This window comes from Paenibacillus sp. FSL F4-0243, from assembly GCF_037963295.1.
Classification (GTDB): domain Bacteria; phylum Bacillota; class Bacilli; order Paenibacillales; family Paenibacillaceae; genus Paenibacillus_AQ.
In genome coordinates, this window is the sequence record NZ_CP150151.1 from 5,376,803 (window position 1) to 5,402,429 (window position 25,627).

Annotated in this window: 21 protein-coding genes; 4 read left to right on the plus strand and 17 right to left on the minus strand. The window is 43.8% G+C overall.

The features are described 5' to 3' along the window. Position 1: 1 nt before the first annotated feature. Both addB and NSS87_RS23985 read right to left on the minus strand, forming a co-directional pair. The gene (gene addB, locus NSS87_RS23980; protein ID WP_339243196.1) at positions 2-3,514 is read right to left on the minus strand and encodes a helicase-exonuclease AddAB subunit AddB; all 3,513 of its coding nucleotides are present in this window, start codon (positions 3,512-3,514) and stop codon (positions 2-4) included. A 356-nt stretch (positions 3,515-3,870) separates the two neighbouring features. Then, positions 3,871-4,665, minus strand: a complete 795-nt coding sequence (locus NSS87_RS23985) for a MerR family transcriptional regulator (protein ID WP_339243198.1) — start codon at positions 4,663-4,665, stop codon at positions 3,871-3,873. Positions 4,666-4,913: 248 nt separating this feature from the next. Here NSS87_RS23985 and NSS87_RS23990 point away from each other — a divergent pair, with 248 nt between their 5' ends. Continuing rightward, complete coding sequence (locus NSS87_RS23990) at positions 4,914-5,588, plus strand: DUF4097 family beta strand repeat-containing protein (protein WP_339243200.1); 675 nt, start codon at positions 4,914-4,916, stop codon at positions 5,586-5,588. A gap of 359 nt (positions 5,589-5,947) precedes the next feature. Here the strand turns inward: NSS87_RS23990 and NSS87_RS23995 are convergent, their stop codons facing one another. Beyond that, positions 5,948-7,372 (minus strand): class I SAM-dependent rRNA methyltransferase, encoded by a 1,425-nt coding sequence (locus NSS87_RS23995; protein ID WP_339243202.1) that lies wholly within the window; start codon positions 7,370-7,372, stop codon positions 5,948-5,950. A 99-nt stretch (positions 7,373-7,471) separates the two neighbouring features. Between NSS87_RS23995 and NSS87_RS24000 the strand changes: the two genes are divergently transcribed. Beyond that, positions 7,472-8,458 (plus strand): Na/Pi symporter, encoded by a 987-nt coding sequence (locus NSS87_RS24000; protein ID WP_339243204.1) that lies wholly within the window; start codon positions 7,472-7,474, stop codon positions 8,456-8,458. 52 nt (positions 8,459-8,510) lie between these two features. Here NSS87_RS24000 and NSS87_RS24005 read toward each other — a convergent pair whose 3' ends face one another. The 4 genes from NSS87_RS24005 to NSS87_RS24020 form a co-directional block, all read right to left on the minus strand. After that, positions 8,511-9,341: an energy-coupling factor transporter transmembrane component T gene (locus tag NSS87_RS24005; protein ID WP_339243205.1), complete on the minus strand. Its 831-nt coding sequence runs from the start codon at positions 9,339-9,341 to the stop codon at positions 8,511-8,513. After that, entirely contained in the window at positions 9,338-11,044 is a 1,707-nt protein-coding gene (locus NSS87_RS24010) for an ABC transporter ATP-binding protein (RefSeq protein ID WP_339243207.1), read from the minus strand. Before NSS87_RS24010 ends, NSS87_RS24005 begins: the two co-directional genes overlap by 4 nt. Before the next feature lie 110 nt (positions 11,045-11,154). Beyond that, complete coding sequence (locus tag NSS87_RS24015; protein WP_042190972.1) at positions 11,155-11,715, minus strand: ECF-type riboflavin transporter substrate-binding protein; 561 nt, start codon at positions 11,713-11,715, stop codon at positions 11,155-11,157. Positions 11,716-11,873: 158 nt separating this feature from the next. After that, complete coding sequence (locus NSS87_RS24020) at positions 11,874-14,102, minus strand: hypothetical protein (protein ID WP_339243210.1); 2,229 nt, start codon at positions 14,100-14,102, stop codon at positions 11,874-11,876. Between the two features lie 211 nt (positions 14,103-14,313). On the opposite strand from NSS87_RS24020, the gene NSS87_RS24025 reads away from it, so the two are divergent. Then, on the plus strand, positions 14,314-15,048 hold the full coding sequence (locus NSS87_RS24025; protein WP_076284796.1) for an AzlC family ABC transporter permease: 735 nt from the start codon (positions 14,314-14,316) through the stop codon (positions 15,046-15,048). Beyond that, positions 15,039-15,365, plus strand: coding sequence for an AzlD domain-containing protein (locus NSS87_RS24030; RefSeq protein ID WP_042190979.1), 327 nt, complete (start codon positions 15,039-15,041; stop codon positions 15,363-15,365). Before NSS87_RS24025 ends, NSS87_RS24030 begins: the two co-directional genes overlap by 10 nt. 718 nt (positions 15,366-16,083) lie before the next feature. On the opposite strand, the gene mtaB is transcribed toward NSS87_RS24030, so the two are convergent. The 10 genes from mtaB to NSS87_RS24080 all read right to left on the minus strand — a co-directional run bounded on the left by mtaB (position 16,084) and on the right by NSS87_RS24080 (position 25,589). Then, positions 16,084-17,427, minus strand: coding sequence for a tRNA (N(6)-L-threonylcarbamoyladenosine(37)-C(2))-methylthiotransferase MtaB (mtaB, locus tag NSS87_RS24035; protein WP_339243213.1), 1,344 nt, complete (start codon positions 17,425-17,427; stop codon positions 16,084-16,086). A gap of 3 nt (positions 17,428-17,430) precedes the next feature. Continuing rightward, positions 17,431-18,195, minus strand: a complete 765-nt coding sequence (locus NSS87_RS24040) for an RsmE family RNA methyltransferase (protein WP_076284799.1) — start codon at positions 18,193-18,195, stop codon at positions 17,431-17,433. A 278-nt stretch (positions 18,196-18,473) separates the two neighbouring features. After that, positions 18,474-19,157 carry a site-2 protease family protein gene (locus tag NSS87_RS24045; protein ID WP_042190984.1) on the minus strand — a complete coding sequence of 228 codons (684 nt, stop codon included), beginning with the start codon at positions 19,155-19,157 and terminating at the stop codon, positions 18,474-18,476. 2 nt (positions 19,158-19,159) lie between these two features. After that, the gene (gene prmA / locus NSS87_RS24050) at positions 19,160-20,215 is read right to left on the minus strand and encodes a 50S ribosomal protein L11 methyltransferase (protein ID WP_076299675.1); all 1,056 of its coding nucleotides are present in this window, start codon (positions 20,213-20,215) and stop codon (positions 19,160-19,162) included. Between the two features lie 190 nt (positions 20,216-20,405). Beyond that, the gene (locus NSS87_RS24055) at positions 20,406-20,984 is read right to left on the minus strand and encodes a DNA-3-methyladenine glycosylase I (protein WP_042190988.1); all 579 of its coding nucleotides are present in this window, start codon (positions 20,982-20,984) and stop codon (positions 20,406-20,408) included. A gap of 138 nt (positions 20,985-21,122) precedes the next feature. Continuing rightward, on the minus strand, positions 21,123-22,790 hold the full coding sequence (locus NSS87_RS24060; protein WP_339243216.1) for a DUF4179 domain-containing protein: 1,668 nt from the start codon (positions 22,788-22,790) through the stop codon (positions 21,123-21,125). After that, positions 22,750-23,310 (minus strand): RNA polymerase sigma factor, encoded by a 561-nt coding sequence (locus tag NSS87_RS24065; RefSeq protein WP_339243218.1) that lies wholly within the window; start codon positions 23,308-23,310, stop codon positions 22,750-22,752. Before NSS87_RS24065 ends, NSS87_RS24060 begins: the two co-directional genes overlap by 41 nt. A gap of 197 nt (positions 23,311-23,507) precedes the next feature. Further along, a complete protein-coding gene (locus NSS87_RS24070) occupies positions 23,508-24,419 on the minus strand; it encodes a methyl-accepting chemotaxis protein (RefSeq protein ID WP_339243219.1) in 912 nt (303 codons plus the stop codon). Between the two features lie 522 nt (positions 24,420-24,941). Next, positions 24,942-25,316 (minus strand): hypothetical protein, encoded by a 375-nt coding sequence (locus tag NSS87_RS24075; RefSeq protein WP_339243221.1) that lies wholly within the window; start codon positions 25,314-25,316, stop codon positions 24,942-24,944. Positions 25,317-25,409: 93 nt separating this feature from the next. Next, positions 25,410-25,589, minus strand: coding sequence for a YfhD family protein (locus NSS87_RS24080; RefSeq protein ID WP_042130382.1), 180 nt, complete (start codon positions 25,587-25,589; stop codon positions 25,410-25,412). Positions 25,590-25,627 lie beyond the last annotated feature (38 nt).

Sequence of the window (25,627 nt, forward strand, 5' to 3'; positions counted from 1 at the left end):
CTCACGGTGTAGTTCCTCCTTTGCGGGACAGCAGATCCCAAATAACGTCCTTCCCTGGCTTACCCAGATTGTTGTAGCCATTGCCTTCCACGGCTTCATCGAACTGGCAGACGGGTCTAAAGGAACAGAATGTGCAGGCTGTCTCTTGCCCAATCCGGTATGGCTCAATCGCCACATCACCTTCCGTAATGCGTGTCCCGATATCCGAGATCGTTCCCCGAACGGATGATAATAAGTGTCCCCATTGCTCTGGTGTAGCTACAGAAGCACTACTATAAAAACTGCCATCAGCTTTTACTGCTACAGGCACGATAGAAGAATACCCTTTGTCTAAAGTCGTATCCATCAGGGATACTACCTCGCGGTCTGCTGTAAGCAGTCCTTTCATCTTGAAGCGTTTCAGCAATTCTTGTTCTGCCTGTTCCTTGTTCATCCCGTTAGATGAGGTTAACAGTGGGTCATGTACGTGGAAATACAGTGTCCCTGCTGGAAGCGCCGGTTGCCCGAGCCATTGCTCCGAGTACGTAAGCAGCACATCCAGATAGGTCAGCATCTGTAGCGATAATCCATAGTACACTTCATGCAGCTTGAGGTCTTTTTGACTCGATTTATAATCAATCACCCGCAGAAGAATTCCATTCTCTCCACGGGCCATGTCTACACGGTCAATCCGTCCAACAACCTCCATCACACAGCCATTCGGCAGCGTAATTCTTAAAGGAGGCAACTCCTTATCCGGTCCAAAATCCAGCTCCAGCCCTATCGGCTCAAAGCTGCCTCGGCGGGCATGCTCGCCCAGAATTACAGAAGCACGTCCAACAATATTTTTTAGCTTGCGTGAGATGTATCCGTAACGTTTAGAGCTCATCAGAATTTCACCCTGCAGCATCGGCGATAAACGTTCTACCGTCTCACTTGCCTCACGCTGACATTCCTCAGGAGACAAGCTTCCCCAGCCGCGGCCCTCTTCTTTCAGTCTTACCGCCATGTCACTTAACGCAGCATGGAACAGTTGTCCAATATCAGGTGCTTGCAGCTTATATAGCTGGCGTTCCTTCAGTCTAAGTCCGTAAGATGCAAAATGGGAGAAGGAGCAAGCAACAAACTTCTCCATCCGGGACACACTGCCTCGCAGTGTCGATCCACCGTACAATCTAAGGCTTGTTCCACGTTTTAGCTTCGTTCCCACGTTACGGTAGAACAATGAACTGAGCAGACGTTTCAATTCGAGACTACGAATATCATCAGCAGCGAACCAGTTATACACATCCCACCATAATTCAGGTATCTCCGTCCCCTGGCGCCACTGGCGTAGCTGCATAATCAATGCACGAAGACTCTGTTCTGGATGACCAATGTAACCGAGGTGAATGGAATCTCTGACTTCTTCTGGTAGTCCTGCAGGGGGAAGTGCTGCCAAGCTGTGCTCATGAACCCTTGGGAACATTCTATGCAAATGACGGATTACCTCAGAGGGAAGGAGCGCCTTACCCTCATCATCAGCAGTGGCGAAGCTAATCCAGAGCTTTCGACTTCCTGTCGTTAGCGCATTATAGATCAAAAACCGCTCGTCCAGCAGTTTACGAGAAGCACCAGGAGCAAGCTCCATACCGGCGTTCTCAAGTACAGAGCGTTCGCCTTCCGAGAGAATTCCATCCTCCTTAAACTGCGCAGGCACAACACCTTCATTAAATCCAAGCAAAAAAGCGTATTTAACTCCCGTTGGTCGAGTCCGATCCATGTTACCAACCAGTACTTGATCGAGCGCGGGAGGAACAAGTCCCATCTTAAGCTCAGCAAGTCCTGTCTCTAGGACTCCGGTGAACACATCAAATTCAAGTCTCTCGTTGCCCATCATCTCGACGATCTGATCTAGCAGATCAAGCACTGCACCCCACAGCTGACTATGTTCTCTAGCCTTCTCGGGTTGCCCCTTCTCCATAGCACCGACACTAAGTTTCTCCAGCTTTCGGGCAACATCCGTCTCATCAAGCAGCTTGTACACTGCGGTACATAGTTCAAGGCCGCTTCTACTCTTCTGTATCCGTTTCTCAAAAGCAAATAGAGGACCCGTTATACTAGCACGGCATCGCTCCATTGTAGCAAGCAGTTCTTCATCCATCTGTCTGCCGCCTTCCAGCGACAAGCTAGGAATCCCTTTCCATGAACGGCCATCCGTCCAGCGATACCCTTGAATCCCACAAGCCAGCACATAATTCTCTAAGGCGTCCATATCCTCACGCGTAATACTACCGTCCAGCGGTAGCAAAAGCTCTGTCTTTACACAGCGGAATACATCCTCGAAGCGCCAGCGTCGACGCACCACATCCAATGCGGAGCGTACAAACTCTACCAATGGATGGTGCAGCTCATTTACCTTCTGGTCCAGAAAAAAAGGTACTCCGTAATCTTGGAACAACGGTTTAATCAGTTGCTCGTAATCTCCAATATTACGCATCAATACGGCCATTTCACCATATTTTGCACCTTCATCTCGCGCCAGTCTGATCATTTCACGCAGTGCTCCCTCAACCTCTGCTCTATGAGAAACTGCTGCGCCTATAGATATCGCTTCATTTGCCAGTTCATCTGCACCCATCCAGACCTTTCGGCGGTCATATCCCCTTTCGAGATGAGCAAGAACAGGACTTTCTTCAAAACGCGGAAGAACCGCTGGCTCCAGAAGCTCGTCCCACACATCAATGCCTAGCTCTTCAGCTATTCCACGCAGTTTAATGTAAGTAACCGCAGTTGGGTGAAACAATTCAAGCTCATTCAACTGATCTCCATAGGGATACGAACGATCAAGTGTAAGGGACACGGTCAGCTTCGATGCTTGCTGCATCAATTCTCGAAGCACTACGAATTCCTGCGGGGTAAAGCCGTGGAACCCATCTACCCAAATCTCCGCCCCGCGAATGTAAGAGGAATCAGGAATATGCTCAGCTAGTTCCGCTAAACGATCCTCTTCGTCGATATAGAGGCGTGACATTTCCTTCTCTAAATCGCTGAATACCAGCTGTAAATCATCCAGCTTGCCTTCAAGAATAGGACTTCTTGCAATAGCGCCTCGCATTGCGGATAACTGCTCATCTAAATCAGAGGAAGCCAAGCAGCAACGCTTCATCTCCGTATGCAGTTGATTCAACCGTTCCACAAAACCCGGTCTGTCGGCAGAGGCACCGAACAATTTCAGTTCCTCTTTACGGCGACTTATGATTTTGTAAATCAACATCTTTTTACCTTCTTCACTGATCGGCAGACTAGCGCTGCCTCCAGTTTCCTGTTTCACTCGATAGGCAAGCCGAGAAAAGCTCAGTGTCTGCGCCCGAATGCTTCCCTTCACATTCCCTACGGTCAAAAGCCCCCGTTCTGCTCCAAAGGAACCTTGTTCCGGTACAAGAATAATGATCGGCGCGCCAAGAGGCTCCTTCTCTAATGAAGAAGAAATAGACTCCCATATTTTTGTTGTCTTGCCACTACCAGAGCGGCCTAGTAAAAAGGTTACCGTCATAAATGATAGACTCCTTCCGTAGCGGAGAAAATGTATATGAAACAAGGTGAAATACTCACCGTTTGATAATGTTCAAATGAAAAAGTTCAGTCGTTCCTCGTCCCCTCAGTATAACATAGCTGCACAAATCAGAACATGCGTTTGCTAGTATTTTCTAATGATTTACAATAAAAAAGCTACGAAGTAAACAGCAACTAACGTATTGTGGTGACTTGCTGTTTAGTAATCGGCGAAGTATAACGTTCTTGTCCTCAGTCAGGGGCAAGAAACATGATTCCTTAATCAAAAAAAGTCGCTAAATTAGCGACTTTCAATCAACATTTTTCTTTTCCTAAACCTTTTCCTTTGTATTTAATCTAACATGAGCGTTTCTTAATGAACAGTTGTATCTGATAATCCCACTGCAATATTCCAGTCACAATAATGTTATGAAGAACAAACTCTGGACACACATCGTATTCCGTCTTTGCCCTTTCAAGTAAATTTTGTAATACAGCATTCTTATTCTCTTCGGTACAAATTGCACACAGATAGTCCCCTTCTGGTAGCACAGTCAGCCCCTCTAAAGACGGATATTTCAAGCAAACAGCAAATAATCGTGTTATTCCTTCAGTCGTGAACATTCCGGCCATATCTTCAAACAGAAATTGTGAATGCAGAGACGTTTCAATTTGTTGATAGAAATGTCTGTGATAGTCCCATAAATTCTTAAGTGTGGGGCTTTCCATTTTATTCGAAAGCATAATTACCCTTTCCTCTATGTGTCTTACAAAGTAATTTTCACTTTGACTATAGCCGTCGTGGAACTTATTTTCATAATGTAGATAGGCACGTTTAATTTTCGATTTTGCATACTGCAGACGAGCAATTTTATCGTCTGCTCTTTTTTCTGCTTGTTTTAGAAATGCAATTACTTTAGAGAGATCATTCTGCTGCAAAATATCTTTAATATCCATTAAAGTAAGATCCATTGCTTTGAGCAGTTCAATGGTTTGCAGCTTTACGAGCTCCTGCTCGGAATAGTATCGATATCCCGACAATTCATCTTTATGGCATGGCTTGACTAATCCAATACGATCATAGTGCCGCAAGGTCTCAGTGGTCATCTCTACGATCTCTGCTGCTTGCTTAATTGTAAAATAGTTGTTCATATCTACCCTCTTGACCTTTTTGTAACACAAAAGTTTATGATGATTAAAACATATGCGACTGATAAACGCAACGAAATACAAAATGAATTTATTACCAGAGAGGAAGGCAAATATGAAGAACTAAATCATGTATCAAAGGATTATCCTTTGTTGCATATCGGAATTTGTCTGCATAGCAGCTTAAGATTGGCATTCGTAGGACTGGCTATATTTAAAAGAAAAATGATTTAACGAAGGAGCGTTTTATAATGAAAAGTACTGCAAAAAAATTACTAACTACTATAGGCATATTGGTGACACTATTGATATCATTAGCAGGATGTTCCTCCGACTCCACTTCCATGGAGGAAAAAAATTACACCATACCTGCCCAAAAGATTGATACCTTAACAATTGATGTAAAGGACAAAAAAATAAATATACTCCAATCTAAAGATGAACAAATTCATATTGTTTACTATGAAAGTGAGAAAGATTTTTACAAGATTGATCTATCTGACGATAAAGAACTGTCAATGGTAAGTGACAGTAATAAGGAATGGAACGACTATATCGGAGGAAAAGGCTCGCAAGTAACCAGAACTATTCAGGTATCGATACCTGATGCAACTTTAAAAAATTTGACTTTAAAAACATCAAATGAAAGTATTGTATTACCAACAATCGTGTTTTTAGGGACAGTGGAAGTAAACATAAATAACGGAAATATCCAACTGGACAAATTGAATGTAGGGACGGCTATAACCCTTGAAACAAAAAACGGAAATATTAGCGGTTCAATTTCAGGGTCATATGATGATTTCGCGATCTTAAGCAAGGTAAAGAAAGGAGATAGCAATTTGCCTGCCAATAAAGAGAATGGTTCGAAAAAATTATCTGCTTATACAAATAACGGCGATATTACCTTACAATTTTCTGAGTAGCCAGTAGTTAAATATTAGCTCGTATGAAGTCAGATACAATATTGAAAGGGTAAGACCAGAAGTTTCACTTTTGAAACTTCTGGTCTTACCCTTTCGACTATTCTACCGGCCTATAACCGATAAAATATCCGTCTTGTAATGGAAAACAGCGGCTTATACTTTCTGGATTACATTCGGACTCAGGAGTCGCTATTCATGAATTTCGTGCTGTTTTGGCAACTCATCGGACTAAGCGGACATACCTTGTTAATCCCGAATCCTACTCTTCTTAGAACACAGCAAAAAATCCGTAAAAAGAGGCCTCGATCGAAGACTCCCTTTACGGATTAAAATCCATTGCCTATATATGAAGAGCCAGCTTATTTCTTACTCCGCACTTCAAAAATCGCAAACTTCAGATAGTGTCCTTCGTTAACGCCTAGAATCTGCGGATGGTCTTTGCCTGCGGCACGCCATTCCACAAGTCTCAATACTTTACCTGCATCTTTAGCTGCGTTGGCAATCGTCTCAAGGAATAGATCCGGCTGCATGTGGTAAGAACAACTTGCAGTAACCAAATATCCGCCTTCGTTCACCAGCTTCATGCCGTGTAGATTGATATCCTTGTAACCACGGCAAGCACCTGCTACTGCACTTTTAGTTTTCGCAAACGCTGGAGGGTCTAGGATAACTACATCCCAAGTTTTACCTCCACCTGCTGTCATCGGCTTGGAGGTATCTGTTTTGGTTGTTTTGCCTCCGGATTTAGCATTTGTAGACGCTACTGTTGATTCCGTTCCGCTTGCAATCGTCGCCCGCTCCGAACGTTCCTCCAGACCTTTTACCTGATTGCGCAGGTAGGCAAAAGCATCATCCACTACAAAGTCCACTCGATCACTAAAGCCATTCAGCTCCACATTGACCTTGGCACTCTCTATGGCATGAGCTGAAACGTCAAGGCAGGTTACTTTTTTCGCACCATACTTGCAAGCATGCAGAGTGAAGCTACCTGTGTGCGAGAAACATTCCAGCACTGTAGCACCATCCCAATAAGGGAAGGTTACGTGTTTACCACTCTTGTTTACCGGCAAAGTTTGTAACGAGCCATCTTCTGTTTCGATTTCTTGCAGCGTAATGCCACTTCGTCCACCCCAGCCCTTCATGAGTGGGGCAATGGATGCTCTATTCTCACGCTGATCAAAGAAGTAGCCTGTCTTTTGGCCCTCTTCGATATCTACTACCAGCTTAAGGCCATTCTCACTTACGGTAACATGACGTGGGCATTCCCCGTACAGCACACCTGTAGTCTGCTCCATCCCTTCCAGTTCGCGCACACTAACATCACTGCGTTCATAAATACCACGCGGTGCCATAACCTGTACAAGTGCTTCAACAATCTCTGTACGGCGCTTGTCCATTCCGAGTGTAAGGAGTTGTACAACTAGAATATCCCCGAACCGATCCACAATAAGCCCTGGCAAAAAGTCCGCCTCACCATAAACCAAACGATATGCATCTGCCCCAGGGAGGAAACGTTCTCTATGTTGCAGACAATTCGTAAACCGTTCTACGAAAAAAGCTGTATCCATGATCGCCAGTGGTCCCTGCGATACAATTCTCACCCGGATTTGCGATGCTGGATTGTAATAGCCCACGGCCAAAAACCGGCCTTGATGATTTAGGACATCTACTAATCCCCCTGCTTCTGGGTTTCCTTCAACTGATGCAACTTCACCTGCGTAGACCCATGGATGGCCCTGTTCTAATCTTTTTTTACGATTGCGTTCTAAAATAACCGATGCCAATGACTTCAACTCCCTGTTTCTCTAAAAATGATTTTATACATGTCCTACACGTTACTTTCATATATTGGTGTACAACCCTCGTCCAAAGGAGTATGCCCAATGTTCCGTGATCTGCTTTTCCCTATTATATATGGTCTTGTCATTTTTCTGGCTGGCATGAAGCTAATGGAAACAGCGTTGTCCAAGCTTGCAGGGCCACTGTTAACTACAAGCCTGAATAAGGCAACCTCTACACCTATCAAAGGCTTGATCGCAAGCAGTGTACTGTCAGCCCTGCTTCAGAGCAGCACGGCTGTAACTGTGCTAACGATCGGTATGGTGAATGCCGGCCTGCTCACCTATGCTCGTACACTTGGCATTATCCTAGGCAGCAACATCGGCACCACTTTGACCACAGAGTTAATCGGACTTCAGATCAATTCCATGGCATCGCCACTGCTGGCTGCCTCACTGAGTCTGTGGGCCGCAGCGGTTATAGCTGGCGAGTTACCGCATACATCACGGGCAGCAGCACTATGCCGGAAAATATCAGAGCCGCTGCAATTCATCAGCCTGGCTGTATCAGGATTCGCCCTAGTCCTATGGGGAATCGCAGTCATGCAGTCCATTGGTGGGACGCTTCAGGAGAGTGGCCTATTCCTTTGGTTCCTGAATCATGCTACCACAAGTGCCCTATGGGGACTCGCCGCTGGTGCCTGCCTAACTGCCCTGTTACATAGCAGCGCAGCAGTTATCGCCATGGCCATGGGCATTGCTGCCTCTGGTGCCATGCCACCAGAGCTCGGCATAGCCATCGTGCTCGGTGCCAACGTCGGTACCTGCGTCACGGCAGTCATCGCTTCCATCGGTGGCTCGTCTTCTGGTGTCTTTGTCGCTTGGTCGCATGTTGTCCTCAATGTAAGCGGTGCGCTACTGTTCCTACCTCTTATTGGGCCCCTACAAGCAACTGCTGCATGGATTGGCGGAGGAGCCGCCTCACAAATCGCCCATGCACAGACTATTTTTAACGTAGTATGCTCGCTAATCGCACTGCCATTATGTTACCTGCCTGTATGGTCAAGACTGGAGAAACGTCTTCAATCGTAACAATATACTGTAACGCCTGATCCCAAACTTTCCACAACTGTACTATTATACTTCAATCGAAAATATTATAAAACCGCGATCCATCGTAAAAAGTGATTACCGTCGAAGATGTTGCGATCAGAGCGAATAAGATTAAAGCAATATAGTCATTTCTTGAGAACGGACGACTGCTGTACCAAGTCCGTTTTCTATTAGTTCCGAAGCCACGTAACTCCATAGCCGTACTAATATTCTCAATTCGCTCAATGCTAGTCAGAATCAAGGGCATTAGAATCGAAATGATATTTTTAAGCCGCTTAGGCAGCTTTTCTTTTCGAGAGATGTCTATTCCCCGTGCCTGAGCAGAGAATGATATATTCTCATAATCTCTTTGGATATCCGGAATGTACCGCAGCGCAAGCGATACAGAATATGCAATTTTATAATTCACACCAATCCGGTTTAAAGACGCTGCGAATTCACTAGGATTTGTCGTTAGAAGGAACAACAGTGCCATGGGAATGACTACTGCATACTTAAGGGCAATATTTAATTGGTAGAATAGCTGCTCATATGTAACGGTATACCGACCTACAAGATGAACAATATCATGACGTGAACCGTAAACCTTTACACCTTCCAAAGGAGAAAAAATAAAGATAGCTATATGATTAAGCACAAAGAAGATCAGGATAAAATATAATACGAAAGCATAATCCTGAAATTGAACTTTAGAGACTCTAAAGGCAATCAAACTAAATAATAACATCACTATTAGACATCTTGTATCATATGTAATCATCCCTGTCACAGACCACACTATAAATAAAATCAGCTTAGTAGCGCCTGTAAGACGGTGAATAGGTGAATCTTGCTTCGTAAAAGTTAACATTGTGGCCTTCATCCGCCCCGGCTCCTCCTGTCGTATGCAATAAATCTTCTTACGAACTCTTCTGGCTGATCCAATTGGACCCTCATAGCCAATGTAAATAGTGAGGTCTCTTTCAAATTAGCATTCCTCACTACTTCTATATTGGTTAATACTCGCTCAGGGCTATCATCAGCAAGCTTAACACCATCAGACAACACTACAGCTCTATCGGCATACTCCAGCATAAGATGCATATCATGCGTAATCATAATGACCGTCATTCCCTGTTCCCGAAGCGTCAAAAGAAATTCCATCATTTCGTTGTAGTGCCTATAATCCTGTGCTGCAGTCGGCTCATCTAATATGATCACTTCCGGCTCCAGGATCATAATAGAAGCAATAGTCACACGTTTCTTCTGACCGTAGCTGAGCGCAGAGATGGGCCAGCTACGAAAAGCGTATAGACCGCATATTTTCAAAACATGATGCACTCGCTCACGAATAATCTCCTCGGACACCCCTCGTAATTTAAGGCCTAGCGCAACCTCATCATATAAAAGCGTCTTAGAAATCATATGATTAGGATTCTGCATCACGAAACCGATCCGCTCTGCCCGCTCCTTAATCGTATCCTTGGCAATATCCCTTCCGTTCATCAATATCGAACCGGAAGTGGGCTTATAAAAGCCACAGATAAGCTTAGATACCGTGGATTTCCCAGCACCATTTCTCCCAGCTATACAGACCATTTCTCCTTTATGAATAAGAAGGTTAAGTTTATGAAGTACTGGTCTGCTCTTCTCATAACCGAATGAAACATCATGTAACTCAAGGATAGGTAGACTCTCACGTTTATCCTGCTGCGAATTATTATTATCATACCAGTACTCAAGCTTGCTGGAGCAAGAGTCCAGCCGAATTTCATCTATATGCTGTGGATTCATATCTGATGCAATCGTACATCCTGCATACTTTAAAGCCGTTAAATAGAGAGGTTCCCGAATGCCTACTTCTGAAAGTAAGCGAGTGCTTAATAGCTCAGTTGCTGGCATATCCGCCGCAATGCGTCCGTCATGGATCACAATAATGCGGTCCACCGCACGGTGAAGTACTTCCTCGAGCCTGTGCTCGATAATAATAACCGTTTTACCGGTCTCTTTTTGCACTCGGTCAATAAGCTCAATCGCTTTTGTGCCGGTATATGGATCTAAGTTTGCCAAAGGCTCATCAAACAACAGGATGTCCACATTACCAACCAGAACACCAGCTAAGGTTGTTTTCTGCTTCTGACCACCTGACAATTCCTGAGGTGACGCTCCTAAATATTCGTGGATATCCACGGCTGTTGCCGCAGCCACTACCTTTTCTATCATTTCGGCCTGTTGAACCGCGTGATTCTCCAGACTGAAGGCGATATCCTCTCCAACCGTTAATCCAACAAATTGTCCATCCGGGTCTTGTAGTACAGTCCCGACCTGATCCGACAATGCTGCAATACTAAGTTCTTTCTGCTCCAGACCCATAATTCGCAATGACCCAGACATTTCACCTTTATAGGCAAAAGGAATGAGTCCGTTTATACAATGAGCCAGTGTACTTTTTCCAGAACCAGAGGGTCCCACAATAAGTACCTTCTCCCCTTCGGCAATCGTTAAGTTGATATCTATGAGTGTAGGCTCCTGCTGTGCTCGATATTGAAAACTAAAATCCTTAAATTCAATCACTGCTTTTTTCATCCTTGACCTTCCTCTTAGCTTCGTTTGAAGAATTTCACTTCCATTATATGTTTTACAGCCATAAAAAAGCCGGTGATCTCCACCGGCTTTTGGTTTGGATTATATGCTACTCAGGCTTCTCTGGTCAAGCTGCCTTGCTTCGTTCTTGTCTTTGCATATGCAATTGCGAGTAGTGAGCCAATCACTGCTACAGTGACTATATTGGATGCTCCGGCGATAAGTCCTTGTGTGAATACTTTATTCGCTGGTTCTGCATAGATTAGAATATCCAGTACAGGTGCTACTAAGAACCAGGCGATTGCGTTTGCTACAATCTGGGCCAGATTAAAACGAATCAGTTCCTTTCGTCCGAACTCCCCGTCATGAATTCCAATTCTAGCCACAAGCAGACCAACAACGAGCCCAACAATTCCAGAAGCGATCACCCAACTGAACCAAGGGGAACCATAAAAAATCGCATCCTTCAGTGTATGTCCGATCAGGCCAATGAGTAATCCGGCAAACGGACCGTACAACAGTGCAAACAATGCCAGTAAAGCGTATGTAGTCTCAATGTTAGTGTTTGGAATTCCGGATGGAATCGAACCGAACCTGCCCAAAATAACGAATAAAGCAGAACCGATACCAATCGCAACAATCGTCTTAATCGATAACACCTTTTGTTTTGCCATATTTTCATCTCCCCCAACGCTTCTCTTTTATTTTATGTAATTATACATCGGAATAGTCGGAATTAATATAGATTAAAATAAAAAAATCTGCAAAGCAACATTAATGTTGGCTTTGCAGACCCAGACCACTTATAGAGTTATTATGTGATTTGCTTTATCTATTTCACAGTAACGGTTACCGTCACTGTCTTGGTGCCAATCTTTCCTTTAATGGATGCCGTTCCTTTGCTCACAGCTACAATCTGGCCGCTAGCAGATACTCTAGCTACAGAAGGCTTAGAGCTAGTCCACGCCGCACTTCCCGTAACAATAGCGGTCTTCCCCGTATCATACTGCGCAATCACAACTGCATTCTGAACAGCTCCCGGAGCCATCTTCAGTCTATTCTCGTTGACAGTCAACTTCATTAGCTTAGGAACTACATTAATTTTGACACTAGCAGCGAGCCCTTGGTAAGAACCTGATAACGTCGCAGTTCCTTCTGTTATGGCTTTAACAGATGTACTTTTAACCGTGGCAACTGCTTCATTCGAGGACTCCCAATTCATGCTGCTGGAGATATTCCCCGTCTTACCATTAGAGTAGTAAGCCGTTACCTTTATGGATTTAGAACCTTTAATATTCAATTCAATTGCATTCGGTTCTACAACAATTTTAGTAACCTTTTGTTCAATAGTAACCGGGATACTAATAGTCTTATTAGCGTAGGTTCCCTTTAAAGTGGCAGAACCCTTCACCAGCCCTTTGATTACCTTGCCGGATGAGGTTGTCTTGATAATTGCATTCGTACCGGTAATCTCCCATTCCATAGTACTTGTAGCATCGAGTTCATTCCCATTTTCCATCACAGCTTTGACTTCAGGAACAGCCTTCTCTTCACCAGTAACAATCACAACGTTTTCCTCTGGTCCGAGCAAAATATGAACCTTATCTTTAACTGTAACACTCACTACAACACTTTTTTCCCGGATAGCCGCTTTGGAGGAGGTAGGATTCTCTGATTTTATTTTGCCGACAATATTAACAGTACCAGCCTTTTCAGCAACGAGCTTGCCATCTTTGATGGTGGCGATCTCATCGTTGGCAGAAGTCCACTCGATTTCTTGACTAAGATCCAGCTTCGTTCCATCTAGCTTGGTTCCGTTGACCTTTGGCAAACTAACGGAATCCTCTGTGTACATGTCCAGTTCCTTTTTATCAGCTTCCAACTCAGTAATCGTAGGGTATACCGTCAACTTAAAGCTTTTACTAATCCCTCTGTACTCTGCTTTAATAACCGATGTTCCCACTGCTTTTGCGGTGATCGCTGCAGCATCAGTACCCGCAGTAACCGTCGCCGCGAGCTGGTTGTCCGAACTCCATACTGCACTACTGGATACATTCGGAGTGGAATTCGCAGCATCTCTAACTTCTGCTTTAACGTTCAAGCTCTCACCCATAAACAAGAATTGATCGCCTGATGGAGTAAGCAATAATGCCTCGTAAGGAGCACGTACATATACATCCACAGTTTGTGTAATCCCCAGATAAGATACTGTAATTACAGCTTTTCCTGCGGACAGTACTTTGATTTCTCCCTTGTCTACAGTAGCGACAGTTGTATTAGAAGAAGACCATTCCGCTTTCTCTGAAATATCATTTGCGGTCGTCTTTGTAGTCTCTTTGGTAAACGCAGCTACTTTCACCGGATTATCGCCAACGAGCATTTCAATTTCCTTAATTACGATGCCCTTATCATTTTTAAGCTCAATTTCAGAATAAGGCAATTTGACTACAGCTTTAAAGGTTGCTGTTAGATCCTTGTATTTGGCAGTAATGGTTGAGGTACCTTCACCCGCCAGTGTGATTTTACCTTCTGCAATCGTCAATACGCTTGTATTGGAGCTGCTCCAAGTGGTATCAGCCGTTACATCCTTGGCAGAAGTTGCTGTTTCGCCACCAATCGCATTGGCTTTGACCAACAGTTTATCCTCTTCGTCACCCAATTTATAGTTCCCTTCAGAGCTATATTCGAGCTTCAATTCTTTGATCGGATGTGAAACCTCTACTTCTATAGTAGCGAGTGCATGATTATAAGTAGCTGTAATAATAGCCTTTCCGCTATCTATTGGAGTCAATAAGCCATTTACTACTTTTACAGCGTTAGTGTTAGAAGAATTCCATACCACTGCACCGGTCACATCTCTTTTGGAGGAGGACCCTTCCACATTCGCATATACCTTCAGTTGCTTTGGCGTTTGTCCAACCGTAAGCTGTACTTTGGCTGAGCTTTCAAACTCAATCGAGTTGATATCGCCGGCAGCTGCAAAGACACTTACCGGAAAAACCGCAGTAGCTAACAATATCATGATGAGGAGCATTTTCGTCATTTTCCTGTACACAGTCATTTGTTCTCTCCCTTAGGTTATAATGTCGTTTGGTGGTTTATCCCCACACTCTTTTACTTATATCGACAATTGTACACCAAGTGTTTACCCTATAACTCCATAAAGCCAAATTCAGGACTTTCAGACTAGATAATCAGGTGATAGGTTGATCAATATATTAGGAAGTAATATGCTAGCTACTACATTCTTTTTTTGAACCAAGGGGGCTATGATGAGTATAGAGAACTTTCAACTAGAGACAATCCCTACTCCAAAAGAGGAGGATAGCTTCCTTAAAGGGGTAAAAGATTGCATTCCAACACTACTAGGTTATTTGAGCATTGGACTTGCAGCAGGTGTTGTTCAAAAGACAGCCGGGCTAAGCATTGCTGAGATTGCCTTGATCAGTCTGATGCTTTATGCCGGTTCAGCACAGTTTATAGCTGCTGGAATGATAGCTGTAAGCAGCTCACCTGTTGCTATTATCGTTACGATATTTATCGTGAATCTTCGTCATATTTTGCTTAGTGCAGCTCTGTCACCTTATTTCCGGCATCTTACCCCACTGAGAAACATGCTGGTTGGAACCCTGCTGACAGATGAGACCTTTGGAGTTGCTATTAATCAAACAGTGAATAAGCAACAAATCAGTGAAAAATGGATGCATGGCCTTAATCTCACTGCCTATTTAAATTGGTTTATTGCGAATATAGCAGGAGCTTTTTTGGCACAGTGGATTTCTGATCCAGATCAATTCGGTCTACAGTTTGCTTTACCTGCCATGTTCATTGGCATCCTTGTTATTTCCATGATTGATCGTAATAAAATAAAACTTGATTTAGTTGTCGCAATCCTAGCAGTAATCATCGCTGTAGCTAGCTCCTTCGTATTCTCCGGTAGTGTGGGTGTCATTATTGCAACGGTCATTGCGTCAACAGTAGGGATGGTGCTTGAAAAATGGAAGTGAGATGGGATGTATTTTTGATTATTCTAGGGGCGGCTTTGGTAACCTTCATTCCAAGGGTGGCTCCATTAATGATTCTAAGCCGATTCGAATTGCCTGAATGGGGAATGCGCTGGTTAAATTATGTTCCTATCTCTGTTATGGCGGCACTAATAGGTCAGGAGATCCTCTTAAATGATGGAAAATTCTCACCTATAGCTAATAACGTTGAGCTTTTTGCGGCAATCCCTACTTTTTGGATCGCTATAAAGACCCGGAGTTTGCTAGGAACTGTACTGGTTGGGATTGTTTCGATCATGATCCTGCGGATGTTTTTTTGATCATGCAGGGGACCCCAAAAGCAATGAGTTACCGTGGCTGCTGCTCCCCCCCGTCTCTTATCTGACCACTTCTTGGCGCTATTCGTAAGAATTCGTTATCAGGAATAGCTGCATTATTTCTGCGTAACGATCAGGATTCATCATGCCAGTTTCGTCCATAAAAGAGTTAAAAAGATGACTTAGTACAAGTCATTTATAGTGATTGTAAGCGAGAGCTTCTCTTTCAGGCGCTCCGCACCACCTTCTCAGCGATATCGGGGGATTTATACCCCTCTTTCTCACGTTTCGCGCCTTTCGGGCGATATCTGGGGGATTTATACCCCTCTTTCTCACGTTTCACACCTTTCGGACGATATCTGGGGGATTTTTCCCCCTCTTTTTCACCTTTCGCGCCTTTCGGGCGATATCTGGGGGATTTATACCCCTCTTTCTCACGTTTCGCGCCTTCTGGGCGATATGGGCGTTGTTTTGGGCTTCTTTACAAAATCACTGCTAATATATGTACCACTTTTCCAAGAATATTGTCCCTGGAGTCCGAAAGTATGCTGGTATCTCCATAGAAAACCGCAAGATTAGGAGAGAGCTATACCTCTCCCATGTAGCAGCTATTCCTCTGCTATGCGGTTGCATTTCTCAGCTAACGCCAAACACACAAAGGAGCAATTCTCCATTAACGGGAGATTTGCTCCTTTGCTGTCTTTTAACTAACGTCTATTCCTTAACGAACAGCCAGCTTAAGACCGCTCTGACTAACCCCGACCAATTCGCCTCGGCATTCGTTCACACCAGCTTCGGTGATCTTCACCTCACAAAGTTCTCCTTGAAGTGAATCCTCTCCATCAAAGAAGACCTGCAAATAGTTGTCGCTGAATCCATGCTGGATATTGCGGCCCGGAGCTCCTTTAGCGGATCTTTCCGGAATCACACTAAGCGTCTGTCCTACAAACTTACGGGCATATGCTAATTGCATTTCTTCGGATAGATCAATCAGCTCCTGCACGCGTACATTTTTGATCTCCTCATCGATCTGATTCTCCATCCGCGCTGCAGGAGTACCTGTCCGCTTGGAATACGGGAATACATGCATCTCCGAGTAATTTACAGCCTTCATGAAATCGTATCCGGCACGGAACATCTCATCGGTCTCACCCGGGAATCCAACGATAACGTCAGTGGTAATCCCGACATCTGGCATCGCCTGGCGGATCAATTGCATTTTGGCGTAATACTCTTCTGTCGTATATTTACGGCGCATCGCTTTCAGCACATCATTATGACCGGCTTGTAAAGGAATATGCAGATGACGGCACATTTTGGAGGAACGATTCAGCACCTCAAGCAGCTTCTCATCAATCTGACTAGCTTCGATAGAACTGATACGCACCCGTTCCAGACCATCTACCTTATCTAGATCCCACAGTAAATCGGAAAGACGGTAATTATCAAGATCATCACCGTAACCTCCGGTATGAATACCCGTTAGTACAAACTCCTTATACCCTGCTTCTACCAATTGATGCGCTTGAGCTACGATGCTTTTTGGATCACGACTGCGAGAAAGTCCACGCGACCATGGAATGATGCAGAAGGTGCAGAAGTTGTTACAACCATCCTGAATCTTCATAAAAGCACGCGTCCGATCCGCAAAGCCTGGCACATCCATCTCTTCGAACTCACGTGTCTTCATAATATTACGCACAGCATTGACCGGCTGACGTGAGGCTTCAATATTCTTCACATGTGTCATGATCTGATCGCGGTCCTGGTTACCGATGACAAGGTCAACTCCAGGAATATCTAGAATCTCCCCAGGAGAGGTCTGTGCATAGCAGCCTGTTACGGCTACGATGGCCTCTGGATTACGGCGCACGGCGCGTCGGATCATTTGACGGCTTTTTTTGTCACCTGTGTTAGTTACTGTACAAGTATTAATCAGATATACATCGGCGGGACCCTCGAAATCAACCTGCTCGTAACCTTCATTTTTAAATAGCTGCCAAATGGCTTCGGTATCATAGAAATTCACTTTACAACCTAAAGTATAAAACGCTACGGATGGCATCTCTTAAGCTCCTCCCATTTCTCCAGATTCATATAATATACAAGCAGCGGCAACCATGCCCGCTGTCTCACAGCGCAGAATTCGCCGTCCTAGTCCTACGGTTACTGCCCCGGCTTCTTCTGCCTTGAGGCATTCCTCCGGAGTAAAACCTCCTTCAGGACCTACCACAACCATAACTTTCCCGCCAGACTGCGGCGAAAGCGATGCTAACCATGGAGCGACGCTGCTTCGAAGCTGTAAGCCTTCCTCTTTTTCATAACAGAAATAAACAGCATCATACTCACTAAAAGTCTGCAAAAGCTGCTTCCAGGACAACGGTGACCCTACAGACGGAACGATGTTCCGATGAGCCTGTTCGGCAGCTTCCTTACAAATTTTACGCCAGCGATCCAGTCGTTTGCTTTCTTTACGCTCGTCGTATTGCACTATTGTGCGTTCTGACAGAAAAGGAACAAAGCCTACAGCACCAATCTCTGTACACTTCTGAATGACAGTTTCCATCTTATCGGCTTTAGGTAAGCTCTGTGCGACTGTAATTTTAATTCGAGGTTCATGCGTCATCTCCAGGGACTCCAAAATGTTCACAGTGACTTCCCCAATTTCAATCTGCGCAATCTCTACTAATGCCTCACGGGAAACACCATCGCTAACAATAAGCTTGTCCCCTGCCTTACCACGCATCACTTTAGCGATATGACGGGCGTCTTCCCCATCAATTCTCACGGTATCCGCACCAAACTGCTCCGGTGTAACGAAATATCGCTGCATCTCATCATCATCCTGTTCATAAATTCAGTAACAAATATAAACGCCTTCAGCGTCCTTATAAGGACGCTAAGCGTTTAATCGAAAAATATAAGTCATAAAGTATAGAGTGATACTTATACTTTCATATATTTGAAGAAACGGCTTAGTCGCCCTTATAAGAACGTCACCCGTTTCTTCAAGAAATATAAGGTTTGGTCAGACGAAAATTAACGATCAAATTTTGATCAAATTACATAATACAATGTTTGACAAAGGTTGAACAGACTTCATCCCTTGCCTTAGCTGCCAAAAATTCTTAGAGACAACTGTACAAATGTTCTCGACATTTCACTAGCCCAGCCTGCGAGCGGATCAATCGTATACGTCCGTAGCCCAGGAATAAACAGAATCAATAAAAACAGAAATACAGCCCATTGTTCAAATTGCTGTAATTTGCCGCGGATCGAACGTGGGGCGATATCTTCCACAATCCGATAGCCATCCAGTGGCGGCAGCGGAATAAGATTGAACAGAAACAGAAAGAAGTTCCATTGAATGAAGGTACCAAAGAATAAGTATACAGCCTCGAGCATGCGATCATTCGAGATATTATCTAGAACTCCAGTTGCCGCAAGTGCACCGTATATTATAGCACCAATAATTCCTAAGAGCAGGTTACTGATTGGTCCCGCAGCCGACACGATGACTCCCATGAGACGAGGACGACTAAAGTTATCGCGGTTTACCGGAACCGGACGTGCCCAACCGAAGCCAGCAACTAGCAGCAGCAAAATACCAAAGAAATCGAAATGAACAGCAGGATTAAGCGTCATGCGGCCAAGTAATCTTGCTGTTGGGTCACCGAACTTATTCGCGAAATATGCATGACTGAATTCATGTACTGTAAAAGCAATTAAAATTGTAATGAGCAGGAAAGGAAGCTGATCTAAATCTACTCGAATTATATTTTGTAATATATCCATCTTTACCTCTTTCCGGCTGTAAACGCCACCCAATCTTCCTCACGGGATATTTCAATAATCTCAAAACCAGACGCTTTTAGCGCGTTCGCTACAAGTCCTTCTTTATCTTTATATATACCTGAGGTAATGTAGAGGCCTCCAGGCTGAAGCGCGCGGTACACATCATCCGTAAACAATACGATGATTTCCGCCAAAATATTCGCAACTACAATTTGTACAGGCAATGTCACGCCAAGGCTGCCTTCCTGCTCTTGCTTAGCAGGAACGGCTCCTTCTAGTGAGTGACCAGGTCTAGCGGATGGCCACATCTCTCCAGCCGCTGTATCCGCTACGCCTTCCCCGCCCAGCAGCGATAGAAGATCGCTCTCTTTTACCGTTATGGATGATTCAAGCTTGTTAAGAGCTACATTCTCCCGTGCACTTTCCACAGCCACCGGATCTAAATCTAAGGCCAACACGGATTTTGCACCTAGCAGCATCGCACCTACAGCCAGAATTCCTGAACCGGTGCCGACATCGATAACTTCTTCACCGCCGCTAATATTCTTTTCAAGTGCACGGAGGCACAAAGCTGTTGTAGGGTGAGTCCCAGTACCAAATGCCATGCCAGGGTCGATCTCAATGATGGCTTCATCTGGACTCTCAGGCGTATATTCCTCCCAGGTTGGTTTAATGGTAAGACGTTTGGATACGCGTAGCGGTTTGAAATATTGCTTCCAAGCATGCGCCCATTCGTCTTCATCCACAGTCTTCCAAGAAATCAACGCTTTGCCTGGATCAATCCCGTACTCATGCAATTCGGCTACCCGTGGAGTCAATTCTTCTATAACAGCATCCATATCTGTGGAATCGGCATAATACCCTTTTATGACCGCTTCCCCTTCAGGAATATCATTCAAAGGTTGGTCGTACAATTCACCGTAACGTGTATCCCGTTCTTTATTCAGTGTGCCGGATTCCTCGATAGAAACCCCACCCGCACCAGCTTCATATAAAAAATTCGAAATCATTTCCTGTGCTTCTTCTGTTGTATGTATCGTCACTTCATGCCATAACATCTTTATGTAATCCTCCTAAAAGTTTTGTGAGCATTTGCTTCATTGGTTTACTTCGTGCAAAACTCGCTTCGAAAGCATAGGCTTAGTTTTGTGAGCATTTGCTTCATTGGTTTACTTCGTGCAAAACTCGCTTCGAAAGCATTCGCTTCATAGTATAACATTTCTTATTGGTGTAACGCCAAACTACAGCTCAACGACCTGCGACGTCCTCTTTACGCCTACAAAAGCAGTTGAGCGAATGATCATCCACCATCCCCGATGCCTGCATAAAAGCATAGCATATTGTAGTACCCACAAACTTCATGCCTTTCTTCTTTAATGCCTTACTCATCTCATCAGACTGAGCCGTCGAAGCAGGTACATCTGCACGAGTCTTCCAATGATTAATAGTTGGCACACCTCCGACAAAGCTCCAGAGATACTCTGCAAAGCTGCCATATTCCTCGCAAATTTGCAAATACACACCCGCATTACGAATGATAGCATCAATTTTCAATCGATTTCTAATAATCCCTGGATCACTCATTAGCTCTGCCATTTTGGCTTCATCATAATGGACAATCTTATTCGGATCAAATCCGTCAAATACCTCTCTGAAACGCGCCCGTTTTTTTAGTACCGTGTACCAGCTCAGCCCTGCCTGCATCCCTTCCAGCATAAGCAATTCAAACAGCTTTTGGTCACCGTACAGAGGCTTTCCCCACTCTTCATCATGATAGGCAATATATAGAGGATCATCATTGACCCAAGCACAGCGAGTGACTTCCATCATTTCCTCCCCCTTTAATTATTCATAGCTAAACCTTTACAACGTCTACTCACTGTAAACGAAAAAAAGGGAAGAACACAAGGTTCATCCCCTAAAAAAGTTATTCTATTTCCTATACGCTTACGTATTGCCTACATCTTAAGGCCGGATCTGTACTCTCGTCTCTTTTTCCGGATCATCCGTGGTGTAGAAGTAATTATAAATAGTAGCTTCTGTACCTTTAAAATTCTTATATACCTCTATAGTCTTGTTGCTCCCATCTCCTGTGAAAGTAGGAATAACCGTTTTACCTAGGAGGCGCTCTCTATCCAGCCCAATATGGGTGTTGTTAATTCCACCAAAACGAGCATCTTCGCTTCCAGTTTCGACATAAAGATCGGCTCCCTGCATATAATAGGTCCACTTCACGGGATATCCGCTGAGCTGCTGGATTATCGTCTGTTTCTTTTGAGAGATGTTTGTTAAGAGAAGGGGTATTTTATCATCATTATTCATGTTGTAACTACCATGCTGAGTCACCTTATATTTAGCTACAAAGGTAATCGGAGTCCCCTTTGTAATTTCAAGATCAAATGGTCGCTCGAATAGAAGCTCTGTCAGCGCTGGCTCATCTGGAGATATCTTTGATCTACTCTCAATAGTCTTACCTGCTATTTCAAGAGCGTACTTTTTATAAGGGAAGCTATAGTATTTATCCTTACTTCTAACTATGACTCGAATTTGCGTTGGCGTCACAACCAGCTTCTCCAGCATGAAGTCCGTTTCAGCTACCTCGAGCGGCAGATTTAGGCTTGTACTCATTGTCCCGTTTTCCATCTGCTTTTTGCTTAATTGAATATTAAATACCTTTGGTACTGCTATATCTTTTTCTTTCTTCATATATTGCAGCTTATAAGTCATTTTACCGCCGGAAACATCTTCCGCTTTATAATATTGCTTCGCTGTATACTCCCCATTCACTCCTGGTAGAGCAAATGTAGAGCCAGTTTGCCAATTTATTAGCGTTCCATTTTTATACACAAATATCTCTGGGTATGCCCACTTTTTCACGTCCGGCTGGTCAAAAATAATTTTTGATGATAACAACAGCATGTCTTGATCTTGGGTAAACGGCTTCACTTCTATGCTACGCATCCCTTCCTGTCCAATAGGGAAGCTCTGTGTCTTCGTCGAGTCGACATCCATCGGTAAATCCAATGTTTGTAAACTAAAGGCCTGGATATTATCCATAACAACCTGGGCATTCACTGTGTCCTGTTTTGGTGTCCATTCACTTTCGAAATAACCGTAATAAATTTGGCTTTTCTCATCCCAATTCAGATATTTAAATGCTTCAGACTTATTCTCCCCCTCAGGACCTTTCAGAGTCATCCCACCCACACGCCAATATTCGTTATCCTTCCGTTCTCCTACATCTAAGGTGTATAAAATCACCGTCCGGTTCTCATCCACGACAGCGGTATGTAGCTTTAGCGTTACTCCATTCTTTGTCACTGATTGATCCAGCTGTTGTCCGAGGTTTTGCGGCAGTGCCGCCTGAATGCCTTCTCTTCCACGAAGCATTGTATCCCAGTTATAATGAACTGCCGCATAAACCGGCGCCGCTGCTAGAAGTACGGATAACGATGAAACAAGGGCTAATTTGCTCCAGTTTCTCCCCCGTTTCTGCTTACCACTGCTCATCTGAGTGTGAAAAGAGGTTTCAGTATTCTGTTCTATTCTCTCCCACATGTTTTCAAAATCTGGATAGGGCACTTTTCTATCCTCATTTAACTGATGCACCAGCATATTCTCCAACTTTTTCATAAACTTCGCCCTCCTTTCCCTCAATTTGAACCCCAGCCTCCAGCAGGATTCTCCGCAGTACCTTTAGCCCTTTGTGCAGCCTTGATTTGGTCGTCCCGAGCGGGATGGATAGCAGGTCCGATACTTCAGCCAAGCTGAAATCATGCATGTACCTAAGCGTAATCACCATCCGAAGTTTGACAGGTAGCTTTCTCAAATATTTTGCCCATTCCATTGTCATCTCTCGCATTTCAATCAATTGTTCCACAGGAATTTCAGGAGATTTCTCAAACAAATATAGATTGTCTGAGACTTTTTGCTGTAAAGTACGCTTCCGTTTCAAATGATTCAGGCAATGGTTGACTGTTATTTTCATAATCCAAGCCTTCATATGCTCCACGTTCTCACGATTCGTGCGAAATACGGTAATGAACACATCCTGCGTCAAGTCCTCCGCATCCGCCGCGTCATGCACCATATAGTAGCAGGTCCGATATACATCCTTGTTGTAGGCTTCGAATAATTCCCGATTAGTCTGCAAATCTTTCTCCCTCCTTTCTTATCCGTGATATCTATATGACAACCAATCTCTGGAAAAGGTTCGTTTTTCTGAGCATAAACTATAGATGCTAGTAATAACAGATGAAAGATAGCAATTATACTCGCAACACAAAAAGCCACTCCCCATAAATCTGAGAACTGGCTTTCCTTTATATTCACGCTAACAGCATACAGAAATTAAATGATATTCATAACCTCTCGTGCTTGTGTATCTAAATCCTGGGCTGAGGAAGAAATATTATTGAAATCATCTAAGGCTATTTGAATCTGCTGTTGACTAGCTTCTATATTTTCTTGCACCTGGTTTGTTCCTTTGGAGATCTTATTGATTTCCAGCGTAATGGCATCCACACTATCTTTCACTTGAATGATCGAATCCTGCACCATGGAAGATAGCTTCCTAACTTCTTTTGCAACCACGTCAAAACCACGCCCAAACTCCCCGGCATGTGCCGCTTCAATTGCTGCGTTAAGCGCTAACAGTTGCGTTTGCGAAGCAATGTTACGAATAGTTTGTACAATTCCCTGAATCGATACCGCTTGTGTCTCCAGATTAGCTAGAGTCTGTGTATTTTCAATGGATACTTCGGCTATTTTATCGATACTCAGCAATAGTTCTTGACTACGTTCAATGCCTTTCTCGGCTCTATGATTTAAGCTGTCCGACATCTCTTGCATCCGCTGTACCACAACACTCATGTTATTTTGTCGATCCGTGATATTAGTCGCTATCTTAGATACGCCAATGACCTGTTCATTATTTTCATCAAAGACAGGCATATATGTAGCTTCCAGCCATACCGCATTTCCTTTTGCATCCATTCGTTCGATCTTATCCTGAACACTTTTTCCTGAAAAAAGATCCTGCCAGAACAGCTCATAGCCCGGGCTATTTAAAAAGTGAGGAAAGCAAAACTCTTTATGATGCATCCCATACATCTCTTCTTTGTTATACCCCATCGAACTAGCAAAAACGTCATTCACATAAGCCACTCGTCGATCAAGATCAAACCTTATAATCGCTAAATTTTTTTCTAAAGATCGGACAACAAGCTCATCGGTAACTCCCTGAGAGTGTACCATTCCCATATAATAATTCCTCCTGGATATCTATAAGTTACTCGTCGCGTCATCATGAAGTATATCTGAACAATTATACGCTCTTATTGCGCAGAGAGAAATACATGATTCTTATTAAATTTATTAAAATTCGTTGTTAAAAAAGGCCAATGGCGAGCGAGTATTGCTCATTTCTAATAGATTGATCCCTGAAATACTTTTAAGTGATGATAATTAGGGAAAACCTCCCTATAAATACACGAATATCGAAGATTTATCTCTTTTTTAGGGAAATGCTCCCTATAATCTTATAAAATCAAGCCTTTTTCTATTTTTAAGAGTTATTTGAGGGAGATTCTCCCTAAAAGCTCACATTTTCAGGCGCCTGGAGAAAAATACAGGGAGTTTTTCCGTATTTATTTTTAACCACAAAAACCCCAGCTGTAATTCCAGCCAGGGTTCGAAGCAAGTTCCTATTAATACTAATTTGTCTCTTGCAAAATGCACATACCAAACGGTCCAGCAAACATAGCCTCTTATATGTACATTTCCTTATTTCTTGGATCCGTAATCTCCGATCTTAATTCCCCATACCGAATCCTTCTGATAGGATGCAGCCTCCTTTAAACTTGGAAGTCTTACATCCAGAGGACTGTGTCTTTCCAAAAACATCACAAACGCCTGGCGAAGCCCAATCTCAGCATCCAGTTTATTAAGTTCGTTCGGGTGTTTCTCCATCTCGGCTAATTCTACTTCCCAACGGTATAAATCGCTTGCCTCAGATCGTTCCAGCCGAACTTTTTCAGTTAGCTCCCGCAGCTCACGGTAGGCCTGTTTTACTTTTGAAGAGTACAGTTGCTTCTGATTCATAAAAGTTAAGAATGCGATAAGTAGTGCTAAACCTATCCATAAAATAACGTTGTCCATATTCTCCCTCCTGCTTGGGCTATTCTCCTAATTATACACACCAGAACGCAAAAATACCCCACAATGTGAGGTATCTGCCTTAGTTTTTAGCATCTATTCTTTTTTCATAATTTCATGCAGCTGACGTTTGTCTGCTTCTAAAGCCCGGGCCTGGGCTTCGATATCCTCCAGATCTGCCTCCGCTGCTGAAAACTCTACGTCCTCTGCCTTCGCCTCGTACAGCATTTTCATCTTCTCGGTCTTTGAGAATATTTGCGAGTTCTCTCTATCCATAGTATCGATCATCTCCCTTCTTATTAAGAAAATTATTA